This window comes from Pseudomonas sp. 2,4-D, from assembly GCF_030418155.1.
Taxonomy (GTDB): Bacteria; Pseudomonadota; Gammaproteobacteria; order Pseudomonadales; family Pseudomonadaceae; genus Aquipseudomonas; species Aquipseudomonas alloputida.
Genome location: NZ_JAUHUI010000043.1, coordinates 1 through 15,148, shown reverse-complemented (window position 1 = coordinate 15,148; position 15,148 = coordinate 1). Strand labels below are relative to the sequence as shown.

The window sequence follows — 15,148 nt, the reverse complement described above, 5'->3', positions numbered from 1 at the left end:
GTTCCTTCAGGAGTGGCCGGAGGTCAGGGGGTGTCGTGCACCGGAAGCGTCAGCGGTTTGCTGATGCCGCCGTAGTCATTGATCACCGCTACGATGGCCTGCAAGCCGGGGCCTTCCAGGCTGGGGGGCAGCAGGTAGCTGAGCTCGGACATGGGGGGCACCATGTCTACACCCGGCAGGGCTTCCTGTTGCTTGCCCTTGACCAGGTCCAGCCGGTTGAAGGTGTAGTGATAGGGCGTGGGGTTGTGCAAAGTCAGGTGTGGGCGGCCGTCGCGCAGGGTTCTGACCAGGCGTAGCTCCTTGAGCCTGTGCTCCGGATTACCTTGAACCTGCGTCGGGCGGTAGAACAATTTAATCCGCGTGCGCAGGGCAATGTTCAGGGTGTTCTGTTTACCGTCGATGGCCTGGGGAATTTCTTGCAGGTTGAAAAAGAACAACGATTCGCGGTCCTGGGGCAGGTCGTTTGGCAGGCCGCTGATCTGAACCGACTGGTCCTTGCCTGCAGCCAGCCTGAACAAGGCCGGGGCGGTCATGAGCGGTACGGCCGTGGTGGTGTCATCGGCCTGGGTATTGACCCAGGTCTGGGCGGCGAAGGGGCGCTGGCTGGGGTTGGCAACTACCACCGAAGCGCTGCGCTGACTGCTTTCGTAGATGATGCGCGTGCTGCTGATGGTAAGGGCGGCCTGGGCGCTGTTCAGCAAGCTGGCCAGAAGCAGCAGGCAACCGCCCAGCATCGTCGAAGTGCGGGTGACGGGGAGCATGGAAAATGACCGATTTTGAGTGACAGTGGGATCCAGGTGCGCGAAGGCACCTGGCAGGGCATCAAGGCAGCGTGATACTGAAGTTCACATCTGCGTTGGCATCACCATCGGTCACTGTGCCGGTCTTCAAGTACGAAGCGTAGAACTTGAGGTCTGTTACGCCTGTGGATGCAATGTCGTACTCCTTGGATGGCGTTCGCGGAGCGACATTTCCCAACATATCATCCTTGATGGCCAACGCCAGGCCCTGCGCTAATCCACCGCCGCTGCGAATGGCATAGTAAGCATTTCCAGGGCCTGCATCGCCGTGGTGAGAGTTGAATGTGACTTGGGTTTTGTAAGGACTTGGAATATTGCAGGTGCCTACATCTGCATCAACGCGTAACGCGAATGGGATGTCGGGGGTGACGGTGTTGGTGTCGAAGTATTTCACCGCGTAGTTTCCAAGCTCAACGGCGCCAATTGCGCCCGAGCCCGGTATGACAATCTCGATCGGGCAAGTACCGCCGCCGTTGATATGCCCTTTGAAAAGGATCTGGCCTCTTTCATCGGCAAAAGCCGTGGTACTTGCCAGGCCCAAGGCTAGCGTCATGAAGATCTTGTTCATGGTTCAATCCATACGTTGATAGGTTGGCTGGCTGCGTGAAGGCACGCAGCGTTTCAGGGTTGCCAGGGCATCCTTGAAACGAGCGACAGCGTACGGGCGGGGGGGCGAAGCGGATGTAGGGCGGAGTGCGACCAGCGTGTTGAAATGTCGACAACCACCCGGCTAGAGCGCCGGGTGCATGGAAAGATCAGTGACGGGAGGCTGGGCCGGTTGGGCTCAATAGCTGTTTTTCAGCATGCCAGTCGAAGGGTTCGTCATTCTGCTCTGCCTCGTAGCGGCGCTCCTCCAGTTGCTGGTAAACGGACAGTTCTTCATCGGGCATGTAGTGCAGGCAGTCGCCGCCGAAGAACCACAGCAGGTCCCGTGGCACCAGGTGGGCGATTTGCGGGTAGCGCTGAATCACCTGGCATGTCAGGTCCTGGCCCAGGTATTGGCTTTCCAGTGGGTTTTGCGGCAGTAGGGTCAGCAGTTCGTCGAAGCGTTCGAGGAACAGGGCGTGGCTTTCCTCCGGCACCTGCTCGGCTTCACCCAGGGCCACCAATATGGTGCGCAGGTGGTTCAGCAGTTGCAGGTGATATTCCAGGTGGGGGTTAGCCATTGGGGTGGTCCTCGAGGTGGTTGAAACGGGGCGCGGAGTATACGCCGGTTGGGGAAGGGGCCGCAAAACGGCCCCTGTCTCAGCGTACCTTGCCTTGCTCCGGTAGCAGCTGTGCCTTGTCGAAGGCATCCACGTCGATCACCGCACGGCGCGCCTGCTCGGCAGCATGCAGGTGTTGCGCCTGATCAGGCTGAAGTACACCACTGTCGACTGCCGCATCGATCACCGACTGCCCGGGCGCTGGCTGTACCTTGCCTTCCTTGATTGCCCGATGCAGCGTGTTGTGCAGCGGCGTCGCCTCCTCCAGCAGGTCGCAGGCCCGTTGCAGTGCTGCCACCGGGTCGCCGTCGGCTTGCGGCCTGAAGCAACCGGCAAGCAGCTCTTCCAGCGCAGGGTCGCCTTTGCTGCGCCCGATCAGCGCTGCCACCTCGGCGTCCAGTTCATCGCTCGGCCCGGTGTGCCGGCGGCCGAAGGGGAATACCAGCACCCGTAGCGCGCAGCCGACGAAGCGGTTGGGGAAGTTGTCGAGCAACCGGTCCAGCGCGTGCTCCGCCTGGCCCAGGCTTTCTTCCATCGCCCAGCGCAGCAGGGGCTGCATGTGCTCGGGCGAACCGAGATCGTGGTAGCGCTTGAGCGCGGCACTTGACAGGTACAGGTAACTGAGTACATCGCCCAGCCGGGCACTCAGGCGTTCCCGGCGCTTTAGCGCGCCGCCGAGCAGCATCATCGACAGGTCCGCCAGCAGGGCAAAGGCGGCGGCCTGGCGGTTGAGGGCCCGGAAGTAGCCTTGGCTCAGCGTGTCCCCCGGTACTTTCTCGAAAAGCCCCAGCCCCAGGTTGAACACCAAAGTGCTGGCCGCATTGCCGGCGGCGAACAGGATGTGTTTCATCAGCAGGTCATCGAATTCCTGAAGCGCCTGATCGTGGTCTTCACGCCCGGCCAATGCCATTTCCTTGAGCACGAACGGATGGCAGCGAATGGCGCCCTGGCCGAAGATCATCAGGTTGCGCGAAAGGATGTTGGCGCCTTCGACCGTGATGAAGATCGGCGCCCCTTGCCAATTACGGCCCAGGTAGTTGTTCGGGCCCATGATAATGCCCTTGCCACCGTGCACGTCCATGGCGTGCTGGATGCATTCGCGGCCACGCTCGGTCAGGTGGTACTTGAGGATCGCCGACAGCACCGAGGGTTTCTCGCCCAGGTCCACGGCCTTGGCGGTCAGCAGGCGGGCACTGTCCATCAGCCAAGCGTTGCCACCGATGCGTGCCAGTGATTCCTGGATGCCTTCGAAGGCCGCCAGTGGCACGTTGAACTGCTCGCGGATATTGGCGTACTGGCCGGTCACCAGGCTGGTGTACTTGGCGGCACCGGTGCCCACGGCTGGCAGGGAGATGGAGCGGCCCACCGACAGGCAGTTCATCAGCATCATCCAGCCTTTGCCAAGCATCGCTTGGCCGCCAATGAGGAAGTCCAGCGGGACGAACACGTCCTTGCCGCTGTTGGGGCCGTTCATGAACGCAGCGCCCAGTGGCAGGTGGCGTTTACCGATTTCCACCCCGGGGATATCGGTGGGGATCAGCGCCAGGCTGATGCCCAGTGCTTCCTCATCGCCCAGCAGGTGGTCCGGGTCGTAGGCCTTGAATGCCAGGCCCAGCAGGGTGGCGACCGGGCCGAGGGTGATGTAGCGCTTTTCCCAGTTCAGGCGCAGGCCGATCACTTCTTCGCCTTGCCACTGGCCTTTGCAGATGATGCCGGTGTCGGGCATGGCGCCAGCGTCGGAGCCGGCCAGTGGGCCGGTGAGTGCGAAACAGGGGATTTCCTCGCCACGGGCCAGGCGCGGCAGGTAGTGGTTGCGTTGTTCGTCGGTGCCGTAGTGCAGCAGCAGTTCGGCAGGGCCGAGGGAGTTGGGCACCATTACCGTGGAGGCCAGGTCACCGCTGCGGGTGGCCAGTTTCATCGCCACCTGGGAGTGGGCGTAGGCGGAGAAGCCCTTGCCGCCGTATTCCTTGGGGATGATCAGGGCGAAAAAGCCATGTTGCTTGATATGTGCCCAGGCTTCGGGCGGAAGGTCCAGGTCCTGGCCAATCTGCCAGTCGCTGACCATGGCGCACAGCGCTTCGGTAGGGCCATCGATGAAGGCCTGCTCTTCTTCAGTCAGCTTCGGTGCGGGGTAGGCCAGCAAGGTGCGCCAGTCGGGGCGGCCACTGAACAGTTCGCCGTCCCACCACACGGTGCCGGCGTCGATGGCTTCGCGCTCAGTCTGCGACATGGGCGGCAGGGTGCGCTGGAACCAGCGGAATACCGGGGCGGTAAAGACTTTGCGTCGCCACTGCGGCAGCGCAACCAGGGCGATCTTCAGGGCAAGCACCACCCAGATCAGCGCCAGCAGCCAGCCGGGGGCACTGCTGAAAATGCCCATCAACAGCACATAGGCCGCCATGATGCCGAGAATCTGCAAGGGCGCCAGGCGCCGGTGCGTGAGGTACGCCGCGCCGATCACCAGCACCACCAACCACAACAGCAACATAATCGGTCCTCCTTGGAACCAAGGGCTTGAGCCGTCCCAGACAGCTTAGACGCAATGCTGTGAACGGCATGTTCAGAACAGTGACAGGGTGTGGCGGTGGGAGTTTCAGTTCATTTGTTCGCCTGTACCGTTCCATTCCCTCCTACAACGGTATGTGGCAAGCCCCCCCGATCGATGTAGGAGCGGGCTTGCCCGCGAATGCGATGGTGAATGATCTGGGATATTGGCCGGCAGGTCCGGCCCTTTCGCGGGTGAACCCGCTCCTACAACGGAACGTGGCGATGCCACCGATTGATGAATGTGGTGGCGGCTGCGACGGTGAATGACCGGGGATTGGCTGGCAGGCTCGGCCTATTTGCAGGTAAAACCCATGCAGGAATACCGGTGACGTGAAGACGGTGGTGATCCTGTGGGAGCGGGCTTGCCCGCGAAGAGGCCAGTACAGGCGGTGAAGGTCTGGAGTAGACTGTGCCACCTCCGCATTCAAAAGGATGTTGCCATGCTGAAGATCTGGGGCCGCAAGAATTCGAGCAATGTGCGCAAGGCGCTGTGGATCGCCCACGAGTTGGGCCTGGACTTCGAATCCATCGACGCCGGCGGCGCCTTCGGCGTGGTCAACGAGCCGCACTACCGCGCCCGCAACCCCAACGGCCTGGTGCCGATGCTCGAAGACGGCGACCTGACTTTGTGGGAGTCCAACACCATCGTTCGCTACCTGTGCGCGGAGTATGGCACGGAGCAGGGCTGGTATCTGGCAGACCCACGCCAGCGCGCCCTGGCCGACAAGTGGATGGACTGGACCACATCGTCCTTCGCCGCACCCTTCCGCCCGCTGTTCTGGGGCCTGCTGCGCACGCCGGAAGACCAGCGCGACTGGGTGGCAATCAACGCCGCGCACAAGCAGTGCGCGCAATTACTGGCTATTGCCGACGAAACCCTGGCCAATCAGCCGTACCTGTCCGGTGACCAGATCGGCATGGGCGACATCCCACTGGGTAGCTTCATCTATGCCTGGTTCGAACTGCCCATCGAGCGCCCGGCCATGTACCACCTTCAAGCCTGGTATGAACGCCTGAAGCAACGCCCGGCCTACCAGGCCGCAGTGATGACCGCGCTCACTTGAACCCGCTTCGATAGTCATTATCAATAGATGTGACTGTACTTGTGCAGCCTGGCCTAGCACCATGGCTGCACTCACTGCGCCAGTGACTTTACCTGGCGTGTCCTGCACCTTTTTCTTCGGTAAGTGACCCGCTATGAGTTCCGCCCTGTCCATCCGACAGCTGACCAAGACCTACGGCAATGGCTTTCAGGCCCTCAAAGGCATCGACCTCGATGTTGCCGAAGGCGACTTCTTCGCCTTGCTCGGCCCCAACGGTGCCGGTAAATCCACCACCATCGGCATTCTCTCGACCCTGGTGAACAAGACCAGCGGCACAGTGAACGTGTTCGGTCACGACCTGGACCGCGAGCCCTCCGCGCTCAAGCGTTGCCTGGGCGTGGTGCCGCAAGAGTTCAACTTCAACCAGTTCGAAAAGACCTTCGACATCGTCGTCACCCAGGCCGGGTACTACGGCATCCCGCCCAAGCTGGCCAAGGAGCGCGCCGAGCAGTACCTGACCCAGCTGGGCTTGTGGGACAAACGTGATGTGCAGTCGCGTTCGTTGTCCGGCGGCATGAAGCGGCGTCTGATGATTGCCCGTGCATTGATCCACGAACCGCGGCTGCTGATCCTGGACGAACCTACCGCCGGGGTGGATATCGAGCTGCGCCGCTCGATGTGGAGCTTCCTCACCGAGCTGAACCAGAAGGGCATCACCATCATCCTCACCACCCACTACCTGGAAGAGGCTGAACAGCTGTGCCGTAACATCGGCATCATCGACCATGGCACCATCGTCGAGAACACCAGCATGCGCCAGTTGCTGGGCAAGCTGCATGTCGAAACCTTCGTGCTCGACCTCAAGCAGGACCTGGCCGCGGCGCCGGTACTGCAGGGCTACCCGTGCCGGCTGCTGACCCCGCATACCCTGGAAGTGCAGGTGGAGAAGGACATCGGCATCACCGCGCTGTTCGGCCAGCTGGCGCTGCAGAACATCGAAGTGCAGAGCCTGCGCAACAAGACCAACCGACTCGAGGAGCTGTTCGTGTCCCTGGTGGAAAAAAACCTGTCGAAGGTGGCCGTATGAGTGTGGAACTGCGCACCAACTGGGTCGCCCTGAACACCATCGTCTACCGCGAAGTGCGGCGCTTTCTGCGCATCTGGCCGCAAACGTTGCTGCCGCCAGCGATCACCATGGTCCTGTACTTCGTCATCTTCGGTAACCTGATTGGCCGGCAGATCGGCGACATGGGTGGCTTCACCTACATGCAGTACATCGTGCCGGGGCTGATCATGATGTCGGTGATCACCAACTCCTACGGCAACGTGGTGTCGAGCTTTTTCGGCAGCAAGTTCCAGCGCTCGATCGAAGAACTGATGGTGTCGCCGGTGTCGCCGCACACCATTCTCGTCGGCTATGTGCTGGGTGGGGTGCTGCGTGGTTTGGCGGTGGGTGTGATCGTGACCATCCTGTCGATGTTCTTCACCGACCTGCAGGTGCACCACCTGGGCGTGACCGTGGTGGTTGTGCTGCTGACGGCCACCATCTTTTCGCTGCTTGGGTTCGTCAACGCAGTGTTTGCGCGCAACTTCGACGACATCTCGATCATCCCGACCTTCGTGCTGACGCCGCTGACCTACCTGGGCGGGGTGTTCTACTCGATCAACCTGCTGCCGCCGTTCTGGCAGACCGTGTCGTTGGCCAACCCGGTGCTGCACATGGTCAACTCGTTCCGCTACGGCATTCTAGGGGTGTCGGATATCAGCATTGGCACGGCGATCACCTTCATGCTGGTGGCTACTGCGGTGCTCTACGTTGTTTGCGTTCGCTTGCTGGTCAGCGGCCGCGGCATGCGGGCCTGAAGCCTTGCACCGGCATTGGCGACGACGCCACTGCCGGCCCACCCACCAGCGCCAGTAGAACATGGTGGAGAAGTAGGCAAGGATGCCCAGCACCACGCCGCACACCACCGAGCCGAGCAGGAAGGGTTGCCACAGCGTCGACAGCTGGTCGGTGATCCACTGGAAGGTCAGTTCGTCGGGCAGGGTGCGCGGCGGCACCTGCATCAGCCAGGCCCCGGTCATGTAGGTGACGAAGAACACCGGCGGCATGGTCAACGGGTTGGTCAGCCACACCAGGCTGACGGCGACCGGCAGGTTGCCGCGCACCGGGATCGCCAAGGCCGCCGCCAGCAGCATTTGCATCGGGATGGGAATAAGCGCCGCGAACAGGCCCACACCCATGGCTCTGGCCACCGAATGGCGGTTCAGGTGCCAGAGGTTGGGATCGTGCAGCAACTTGCCGAAAAAGCGTAAGGACTTGTGTTCCCGAATGCTGGTCGGGTCCGGCATGTAGCGTTTGAAAAGTCGGCGCGGCATGTAGGCTCCCGGAGCGTTGACCCTGGCAGTATGCCCTTAATCCTGCTCCGACTCGTTTAGAGTTTGTGACAATTGTTGAGCAAGCGTTGCCGGCAATTGGGCTATGCCTCAGGAGGTGATTCGCCTTCTGGAGCTCTACCTCATGCGCACAGGGATGTTTGCGCTCGCGCTCGGGCTGTTGTGCCTGGGCTTTCTTCCTGCATTGCCATCGGTCGGATGGTTGATAACCCTGGCAGCCTGCGCTGTCGGCAGCCTGTTTACCCGCGTCTGGCCACTGGGTTGGTTTCTGCTGGGCTTGTGTTGGGCGTGCGGGTCTGCTCAGCAGGCCCTTGATGATCGTCTGGCTGCCGGCCTGGAGGGGCGCACCTTGTGGCTGGAAGGGCGGGTGGCGGGTTTGCCGGCCCGCACAGCACAAGGCGTGCGTTTCGAACTGGAAGCGCCACGCTCGCGGCGGGCCGAACTGCCTCAGCGCTTGCAACTGAGCTGGTTCGACGGGCCGCCGCTGCGGGCGGGCGAGCAGTGGCGGCTGGCGGTGACCTTGCAGCGCCCGGACGGGCTGCTGAACCCGCATGGGCCCGACCGTGAAGCGCAGTTGCTGGCGCGACGGGTGGGCGCTACGGGTACGGTCAAGGCGGGGCAGTTGCTGGCGCCAGTCGCCGGTGGTTGGCGCGATGCGCTGCGTCAGCGCTTGCTGATGGTCGAAGCCAATGGCCGACAGGCAGCGCTGGTGGCCCTGGTGCTTGGCGATGGTGCGGGCCTGGCCCGGGAGGACTGGCAGACGTTGCAGGCCACCGGCACGGTGCACCTGCTGGTGATTTCCGGCCAGCACATCGGCCTGGTCGCCGGTTTGCTCTATGGCCTGGTTGCCGGGCTGGCGCGTTGGGGGCTATGGCCGGCAAGGCTACCGTGGTTACCCTGGGCCTGCGGCCTGGCCATGGCCGCAGCGCTGGCCTACGGGTGGCTGGCTGGCGGTGGGGTGCCAGTGCAGCGGGCCTGCCTGATGCTAGCCGTGGTGCTGCTCTGGCGTCTGCGCTTTCGCCACCTTGGCGTTTTTTTTCCGTTGCTGGTTGCACTGGTCGCTGTGCTTGTCTTCGAGCCACTGGCGGCGTTGCTGCCTGGGTTCTGGCTGTCGTTCGCCGCCGTGGCCACGCTCATCTACTGCTTCAGTGCCCGGTTGGGTGGTTGGCGGCCCTGGCAGGCCTGGACGCGTGCGCAATGGGTGATCGCCGTCGGCTTGCTGCCGGTGTTGCTGGCCACCGGCTTGCCGGTGAGCCTCAGTGCGCCGCTGGCCAACCTTGTGGCGGTGCCGTGGGTCAGCCTGGCGGTCTTGCCGTTGGCGTTGCTGGGCACGCTGATGTTGCCGCTGGCGGGCGTTGGCGAGGCGTTGCTCTGGCTGGCAGGTGGCCTGCTGGATGTGCTGTTCCGCGGGCTGGCGCTGGTGGCGCAGCAGCGCCCGGCATGGGTGCCGCCGGCCCTGCCGTTGTGGGCCTGGCTGCTGGTATGTCTGGGTGCGCTGTTGATTTTGCTGCCCCGTGGTGTGCCGCTGCGCGGGTTGGGAGGGGTGATGCTGCTGGCGCTGTGGGTGCCCAGGGAGCCGGTGCCGTTTGGCCAGGTCGAGGTCTGGCAGCTGGATGTTGGCCAGGGGCTGGCGGTGTTTTTGCGTACGCGGCATCACAGCCTCCTCTACGATGCCGGGCCGGCCAGGGGGGAAAGCGACTTGGGGGAACGCGTGGTGCTGCCAACCTTGCGCAAGCTGGGGGTGGGCGGCCTTGACGTGATGGTGATCAGCCATGCGCATGCCGATCATTCGGGCGGGGCCGGAGCCATCCAGCGTGGTTTGCCGATCAAGCGGATAATCGGTGGGGAAGCGCTGGTTGATGTTCCGTTGCAGCCTTGTGTCAGTGGCGAGCAATGGGATTGGGATGGCGTGCGCTTTTCGCTGTGGCGCTGGGTGGACGGGGAGAGCAGTAATGACCGTTCCTGTGTCTTGTTGGTCGAAGCGCAGGGTGAGCGCTTGCTGCTGGCAGGGGATATCGAGGCTGCTGCCGAAAGGGCCTGGCTGGCGGACACTGAAGTGCCGCGTATCGACTGGCTGCAGGCGCCGCATCATGGCAGCCGCAGTTCGTCCACCGAGGCGTTCGTCCGGGCTACCGCACCGCGCGGGGTATTGATTTCGCGGGGGCGCAACAACAGCTTCGGGCATCCGCACGTGCAGGTGGTCGAGCGGTATGGGCGGCATGGAGTGGTGATGCATGATACGGCAGTGGAGGGGGCATTGCGGTTGGTGCTGGGGCGGCATGGGGAGGTTGAGGGTGTGCGCCGACAGCGGCGATTCTGGCGTGATGTGGGTGGTGGCTGATCTGCCCCTTCGCGGGTAAACCCGCTCCCACAGGTACTGCACGGCTCATAGGGCCGACCCGCTAGCCCGACAGCCCAATTCCCTGACCTCCGGCAGATGAGCCCTCGGCGCGCCTATGGTAGAGTGGCGGCCTTTTTCCGAAGGGGCGTTTATTGTGTGGGAATTGGTCAAGTCCGGTGGTTGGATGATGCTGCCGATCATTCTGAGCTCCATCGCTGCCATGGCTATCGTCGTCGAACGCCTGTGGACCTTGCGCGCCAGTCGCGTCACCCCGCCGCACCTGCTGGGCCAGGTATGGATGTGGATCAAGGACAAGCAACTGACCAGTGACAAGCTCAAGGCCCTGCGTGCCGATTCGCCACTGGGTGAAATCCTCGCGGCGGGCCTGGCCAATTCGCGTCACGGTCGGGAGATCATGAAAGAGTGCATCGAGGAGGCCGCCTCGCGCGTCATCCATGAACTGGAGCGCTACATCAGCACCCTCGGCACCATCGCCGCCATGGCGCCTCTGCTCGGCCTGCTGGGCACCGTGCTGGGCATGATCGACATTTTCAGCGCCTTCATGGGCTCGCAGATGACCGCCAACGCCGCCGTGCTGGCCAGTGGCATCTCCAAGGCCCTGGTCACCACTGCGGCTGGCCTGATGGTCGGTATCCCGGCGGTGTTCTTCCACCGCTTCCTGCTGCGCCGCATCGATGAACTGGTGATCGGCATGGAGCAGGAGGCGATCAAGTTGGTGGAAGTGATCCAGGGTGACCGTGAAGTGGAAGTGGCCGGAGGCAAGGCGTGAAGTTCCGGCGCAATCGCCAGCGGGAGAACGTCGACATCAACCTGGCGTCGCTGATCGACGTGGTGTTCGTCCTGCTTCTGTTCTTCGTGGTTACCACTACCTTCACCCGCGAAACGCAACTTCGCGTCGAGCTGCCCGAAGCCACCAGCGCCGAGCCGGCGCCGGCCGACCCGGGCAAGCTGGTAGAAATCACCATCAGCGCCGAAGGCGTGTATTCGGTGAACAACCACCTGCTGCCCAAAAGCGACCTGGCCACCCTGAGCGAGGCCATAGAGCGCGAGTCGGGCGGCGACAACACGCTGCCGCTGGCCATTAGCGCCGACGGCAAGACCCCGCACCAGGCTGTGGTCACCGCAATGGATGCTGCCGGCAAGCTCGGTTTCAGCCAGTTGCGCATGACCACCGTCGAGGCGGCCCAGGGCACGCCTTGATGGCGTTCGCCGACCGTTTGCTCGCTGCCTGGTATGCCGGGCATCCGGCGCTGGCGCTGCTGCGTCCGCTGGAGGCCTTGTATCGCCGCGTGGTCACGCGCAAGCGGGCACGTTTTCTAAGGGGTGACAGTGCCAGCTACCGGGCACCGGTACCGGTCATTGTGGTGGGCAACATCACCGTCGGTGGCACCGGCAAGACGCCGATGATCCTCTGGCTGATCGAACACTGTCGCCAGCAGGGGCTGAAGGTGGGTGTGGTCAGCCGCGGTTATGGTGCCAAGCCGCCACAGCTGCCCTGGCGGGTGCAGGCCGATCAGGCGGCCGATCAGGCGGGCGACGAGCCGCTGCTGATCGTGCAACGCACTGGCGTGCCACTGATGATCGACCCCGATCGCTCCCGTGCCGTGCAGGCATTGCTGGCAAGCGAACCCCTCGACCTGATCCTGTGCGACGACGGTATGCAGCATTACCGCCTGGCCCGTGACCTGGAACTGGTGCTGATCGACGCTGCCCGCGGCCTGGGCAATGGCCGCTGCCTGCCGGCGGGGCCGTTGCGTGAGCCGGCCGACCGCTTGCGTGAGGCTGACGCGGTGCTGTTCAACGGCGCCAGCGAAGACCGCACCGATGGTTTTGGTTTCCGTCTGCAGCCGTCCGCCCTGGTCAACGTGCGCACTGGCGAGCGCCGTGCGCTCGACCATTTCCCCGCCGGCCAGCGCCTGCATGCGGTGGCCGGTATCGGCAACCCGCAACGTTTCTTCAACACCCTGCTGGGGCTAAACTGGCAGCCGGTGCCGCATCCCTTCGCCGACCATGCGCAGTTCAGTGCCCGGAGCCTGGCTTTCAGCCCGCCACTACCGCTGGTCATGACCGAGAAGGACGCGGTGAAATGCCGGGCCTTTGCCGCTGACGACTGGTGGTACCTGGCCGTCGAAGCGCAGCCTACGCCGGCTTTCAGCGCCTGGTTCGACAACCAGTTGCAACGCTTGTTGCGCAAACCCTGAGCCCGTTTTCAATTTCCGGCCACCTGGCCTAAAGGAAGCCTCCAATGGACACCAAACTGCTCGATATCCTGGCCTGCCCGATCACCAAGGGCCCGCTCAAGCTGAGCGCCGACAAGACCGAGCTGATCAGCAAGGGCGCTGGCCTGGCCTACCCGATTCGCGACGGTATCCCGGTCATGCTGGAAAGCGAGGCACGCACCCTGACCGACGACGAGCGTCTTGACAAATGAGCCTTGAATTTACGGTTGTAATCCCCGCCCGGCTGCGCTCCACCCGCCTGCCAGGCAAACCGCTGCTGCTGATTGCCGGCAAGCCGATGGTGCAACATGTGTGGGAGCAGGCCCGCAAGAGCGGTGCCAGCCGTGTGGTCATCGCCACCGACGACACCAGCATCCTCGAAGCCTGCCAGGCCTTCGGCGCCGAAGTGCTGATGACCCGTGCCGATCATGAATCGGGCACTGACCGTCTGGCCGAAGTGGCCGCGTATCTCGGTTTGCCGGCTGACGCCATCGTGGTCAACGTGCAGGGCGACGAGCCGCTGATCCCGCCGGTGATCATCGATCAGGTGGCGGCCAACCTGGCTGCGCATCCGGAAGCGGGCATCGCCACCTTGGCCGAGCCGATCCATGAGCCGGAAACCGTGTTCAACCCTAACGCGGTCAAGGTGGTGAGTGACAAGAACGGCCTGGCCCTGACGTTCAGCCGAGCGCCGCTGCCCTGGGCCCGCGATACCTTTGCCAAGGCCCGCAACGTGCTGCCGGTAGGGGTGCCATATCGCCGCCATATTGGCATGTACGCCTACCGTGTCGGCTTCCTGCACGACTTCGTCAGCTGGGGCCCATGCTGGCTTGAGCAGGCTGAAGCGCTGGAGCAGCTGCGTGCCCTGTGGCACGGCGTGCGCATTCACATCGAGGACGCCATCGAGGCACCTGCCGTGGGTGTCGATACCCCTGAGGATCTGGAGCGCGTAAGGCGCTTGCTGGAGGCCTGATGCGCGTCCTGTTCGTGTGCCTGGGCAATATCTGCCGCTCGCCCACTGCCGAAGGCGTGCTGCGCTATCAATTGCAGGCCGCCGGGCTCGCCGACAAGGTGCAGGTGGCTTCTGCCGGCACCGGCGATTGGCATGTCGGCAAGGCCCCAGACAGCCGCACCTGCAAGGCGGCGCTGGCGCGTGGTTATGATCTGTCGCAGCAACGCGCCCAACAGGTCAAGGCATCGCACTTCGCCGAATACGACCTGGTGTTGGCCATGGATGAGCACAACCTGCGCGATCTGCGGGCCCTGCGCCCGTCCACGGCAGAGGGTGAACTCGACCTGTTCCTGCGCCGCTACGGTGCAGCACTGGATGAAGTGCCAGACCCTTACTACGGTGGCGCCGATGGCTTCGAGCAGGTGCTGGATCTGGTGGAAGCGGCTTGCCAGGCGCTGGTACTGGAAATCAAGGGGCGTCTATGACAGTGCAGTGGCAGGAGCAGGTATCGCTCAAGCCTTACAATACCTTCGGCATCGACGTGAAGGCGCGCTATTTCAGCCAGGTGCAGGACGACCAGCAGGTGCGTCAGGCGCTGGGCCAGGCACAGCAAAGAGGCTTGCCGGTACTGGTGATCGGGGGTGGCAGCAACCTGCTGCTGACCCGTGATATCGATGCACTGGTGCTGCACATGGCCAGCCGCGGTCGGCGTGTGCTCAGTGACGATGGCGAGTGTATCGTGGTCGAAGCCGAGGCCGGTGAGCCGTGGCACGCGTTTGTGCAGTGGGCGCTGGCGCAGGGCTATTGCGGGCTGGAGAACCTCAGCCTGATCCCCGGCACCGTCGGTGCTGCGCCGATGCAGAACGTGGGCGCATACGGGGTGGAGATCAAGGACGTATTCGCCGGGTTGACAGCCCTGGACCGTGAGACGGGCGAGCTGCGTGACTTCGGTTTGGCAGAATGTGCTTTCGCCTATCGCGACAGCCTTTTCAAGCGCAACCCCGGCCGCTGGTTGATCCTGCGTGTGCGCTTTGCCTTGACCCGCACCCTGCACGCTCATCTGGATTACGGCCCGGTGCGCCAACGCCTGTCTGAGCAGGGGGTGATCGAGCTGACCGCGCAAGCGATCAGTGATGCAATCTGCAGCATTCGCCGCGAGAAGCTGCCAGATCCGGCAGAGCTTGGCAATGCCGGGAGCTTCTTCAAGAACCCGGTGGTAACGGCTGATCTGGTTGAGCGAATTCGTGCGCAGTATCCCGCGGTTGTGGCTTACCCCCAAGCGGATGGCCAGGTGAAACTGGCGGCGGGCTGGTTGATTGAGCAGGCGGGCTGGAAGGGTCATCGTGAGGGTGATGCTGGCGTACATCGCTTGCAGTCGCTGGTGCTGGTCAACTATGGCCAGGCGAGCGGGGCGCAGATGCATGCGCTCGCGCGCAAGATTCAGGCGGATATCTTCGAGCGGTTTGGGGTTGAGTTGGAGATGGAGCCTAATCTTTACTGATTTGCCGGCTGTGAACCTCCCGTAGGAGCGGGTTTACCCGCGAAGAGGCCGGGCCTGCTGGCCAATTTCCACCCGCCGTTCACCGTTGCCGCCACCACCGTATTCGCGGGTAAACCCGCTCC

General features: G+C 63.3%; 16 protein-coding genes. 11 read left to right on the top strand and 5 right to left on the bottom strand.

The features are described 5' to 3' along the window. Positions 1–23: 23 nt before the first annotated feature. The 4 genes from QYE47_RS22840 to QYE47_RS22825 all read right to left on the bottom strand — a co-directional run bounded on the left by QYE47_RS22840 (position 24) and on the right by QYE47_RS22825 (position 4,493). Positions 24–761, bottom strand: a complete 738-nt coding sequence (locus QYE47_RS22840; RefSeq protein ID WP_019437417.1) for a molecular chaperone — start codon at positions 759–761, stop codon at positions 24–26. A gap of 61 nt (positions 762–822) precedes the next feature. Then, a complete protein-coding gene (locus tag QYE47_RS22835; protein WP_019437416.1) occupies positions 823–1,368 on the bottom strand; it encodes a fimbrial protein in 546 nt (181 codons plus the stop codon). A 187-nt stretch (positions 1,369–1,555) separates the two neighbouring features. Beyond that, on the bottom strand, positions 1,556–1,966 hold the full coding sequence (locus tag QYE47_RS22830) for a PA2817 family protein (RefSeq protein ID WP_014591942.1): 411 nt from the start codon (positions 1,964–1,966) through the stop codon (positions 1,556–1,558). Between the two features lie 79 nt (positions 1,967–2,045). Further along, complete coding sequence (locus QYE47_RS22825; RefSeq protein ID WP_014591941.1) at positions 2,046–4,493, bottom strand: acyl-CoA dehydrogenase; 2,448 nt, start codon at positions 4,491–4,493, stop codon at positions 2,046–2,048. A gap of 499 nt (positions 4,494–4,992) precedes the next feature. Between QYE47_RS22825 and QYE47_RS22820 the strand changes: the two genes are divergently transcribed. From QYE47_RS22820 to QYE47_RS22810, 3 genes are all read left to right on the top strand, one after another. Beyond that, the gene (locus QYE47_RS22820; protein WP_014591940.1) at positions 4,993–5,616 is read left to right on the top strand and encodes a glutathione S-transferase; all 624 of its coding nucleotides are present in this window, start codon (positions 4,993–4,995) and stop codon (positions 5,614–5,616) included. A gap of 133 nt (positions 5,617–5,749) precedes the next feature. Further along, positions 5,750–6,682 carry an ABC transporter ATP-binding protein gene (locus QYE47_RS22815; RefSeq protein ID WP_010952922.1) on the top strand — a complete coding sequence of 311 codons (933 nt, stop codon included), beginning with the start codon at positions 5,750–5,752 and terminating at the stop codon, positions 6,680–6,682. Further along, positions 6,679–7,458 (top strand): ABC transporter permease, encoded by a 780-nt coding sequence (locus tag QYE47_RS22810; protein ID WP_003247128.1) that lies wholly within the window; start codon positions 6,679–6,681, stop codon positions 7,456–7,458. Before QYE47_RS22815 ends, QYE47_RS22810 begins: the two co-directional genes overlap by 4 nt. Here QYE47_RS22810 and QYE47_RS22805 read toward each other — a convergent pair. Continuing rightward, positions 7,342–7,974: a DUF2062 domain-containing protein gene (locus QYE47_RS22805; RefSeq protein ID WP_019437414.1), complete on the bottom strand. Its 633-nt coding sequence runs from the start codon at positions 7,972–7,974 to the stop codon at positions 7,342–7,344. The genes QYE47_RS22810 and QYE47_RS22805 overlap by 117 nt on opposite strands. Positions 7,975–8,116: 142 nt before the next feature. On the opposite strand from QYE47_RS22805, the gene QYE47_RS22800 reads away from it, so the two are divergent. The 8 genes from QYE47_RS22800 (at position 8,117) to murB (ending at position 15,026) form a co-directional block, all read left to right on the top strand. Then, on the top strand, positions 8,117–10,333 hold the full coding sequence (locus tag QYE47_RS22800; RefSeq protein WP_041167186.1) for a DNA internalization-related competence protein ComEC/Rec2: 2,217 nt from the start codon (positions 8,117–8,119) through the stop codon (positions 10,331–10,333). A 154-nt stretch (positions 10,334–10,487) separates the two neighbouring features. Further along, positions 10,488–11,123: a MotA/TolQ/ExbB proton channel family protein gene (locus QYE47_RS22795; protein ID WP_026031862.1), complete on the top strand. Its 636-nt coding sequence runs from the start codon at positions 10,488–10,490 to the stop codon at positions 11,121–11,123. Continuing rightward, on the top strand, positions 11,120–11,554 hold the full coding sequence (locus tag QYE47_RS22790; RefSeq protein ID WP_014591937.1) for a biopolymer transporter ExbD: 435 nt from the start codon (positions 11,120–11,122) through the stop codon (positions 11,552–11,554). The genes QYE47_RS22795 and QYE47_RS22790 overlap by 4 nt, the downstream gene beginning before the upstream one ends. After that, on the top strand, positions 11,554–12,555 hold the full coding sequence (gene lpxK / locus QYE47_RS22785) for a tetraacyldisaccharide 4'-kinase (RefSeq protein WP_014591936.1): 1,002 nt from the start codon (positions 11,554–11,556) through the stop codon (positions 12,553–12,555). The genes QYE47_RS22790 and lpxK overlap by 1 nt, the downstream gene beginning before the upstream one ends. Before the next feature lie 44 nt (positions 12,556–12,599). Continuing rightward, on the top strand, positions 12,600–12,785 hold the full coding sequence (locus tag QYE47_RS22780; RefSeq protein WP_003247142.1) for a Trm112 family protein: 186 nt from the start codon (positions 12,600–12,602) through the stop codon (positions 12,783–12,785). Next, entirely contained in the window at positions 12,782–13,546 is a 765-nt protein-coding gene (kdsB, locus tag QYE47_RS22775; protein WP_014591935.1) for a 3-deoxy-manno-octulosonate cytidylyltransferase, read from the top strand. Before QYE47_RS22780 ends, kdsB begins: the two co-directional genes overlap by 4 nt. Further along, positions 13,546–14,010 carry a low molecular weight protein-tyrosine-phosphatase gene (locus QYE47_RS22770; RefSeq protein WP_014591934.1) on the top strand — a complete coding sequence of 155 codons (465 nt, stop codon included), beginning with the start codon at positions 13,546–13,548 and terminating at the stop codon, positions 14,008–14,010. Before kdsB ends, QYE47_RS22770 begins: the two co-directional genes overlap by 1 nt. Next, positions 14,007–15,026, top strand: a complete 1,020-nt coding sequence (gene murB / locus QYE47_RS22765) for a UDP-N-acetylmuramate dehydrogenase (protein WP_014591933.1) — start codon at positions 14,007–14,009, stop codon at positions 15,024–15,026. The genes QYE47_RS22770 and murB overlap by 4 nt, the downstream gene beginning before the upstream one ends. The last annotated feature ends 122 nt before the right edge of the window (positions 15,027–15,148 follow it).

Coding starts and splice junctions, on each gene's coding strand:
- QYE47_RS22840 (WP_019437417.1), bottom strand. CDS start 761: ATGCTCCCCGTCACCCGCACTTCGACGATGCTGGGCGGTTGCCTGCTG.
- QYE47_RS22835 (WP_019437416.1), bottom strand. CDS start 1,368: ATGAACAAGATCTTCATGACGCTAGCCTTGGGCCTGGCAAGTACCACG.
- QYE47_RS22830 (WP_014591942.1), bottom strand. CDS start 1,966: ATGGCTAACCCCCACCTGGAATATCACCTGCAACTGCTGAACCACCTG.
- QYE47_RS22825 (WP_014591941.1), bottom strand. CDS start 4,493: ATGTTGCTGTTGTGGTTGGTGGTGCTGGTGATCGGCGCGGCGTACCTC.
- QYE47_RS22820 (WP_014591940.1), top strand. CDS start 4,993: ATGCTGAAGATCTGGGGCCGCAAGAATTCGAGCAATGTGCGCAAGGCG.
- QYE47_RS22815 (WP_010952922.1), top strand. CDS start 5,750: ATGAGTTCCGCCCTGTCCATCCGACAGCTGACCAAGACCTACGGCAAT.
- QYE47_RS22810 (WP_003247128.1), top strand. CDS start 6,679: ATGAGTGTGGAACTGCGCACCAACTGGGTCGCCCTGAACACCATCGTC.
- QYE47_RS22805 (WP_019437414.1), bottom strand. CDS start 7,974: ATGCCGCGCCGACTTTTCAAACGCTACATGCCGGACCCGACCAGCATT.
- QYE47_RS22800 (WP_041167186.1), top strand. CDS start 8,117: ATGCGCACAGGGATGTTTGCGCTCGCGCTCGGGCTGTTGTGCCTGGGC.
- lpxK (WP_014591936.1), top strand. CDS start 11,554: ATGGCGTTCGCCGACCGTTTGCTCGCTGCCTGGTATGCCGGGCATCCG.
- QYE47_RS22780 (WP_003247142.1), top strand. CDS start 12,600: ATGGACACCAAACTGCTCGATATCCTGGCCTGCCCGATCACCAAGGGC.
- kdsB (WP_014591935.1), top strand. CDS start 12,782: ATGAGCCTTGAATTTACGGTTGTAATCCCCGCCCGGCTGCGCTCCACC.
- QYE47_RS22770 (WP_014591934.1), top strand. CDS start 13,546: ATGCGCGTCCTGTTCGTGTGCCTGGGCAATATCTGCCGCTCGCCCACT.
- murB (WP_014591933.1), top strand. CDS start 14,007: ATGACAGTGCAGTGGCAGGAGCAGGTATCGCTCAAGCCTTACAATACC.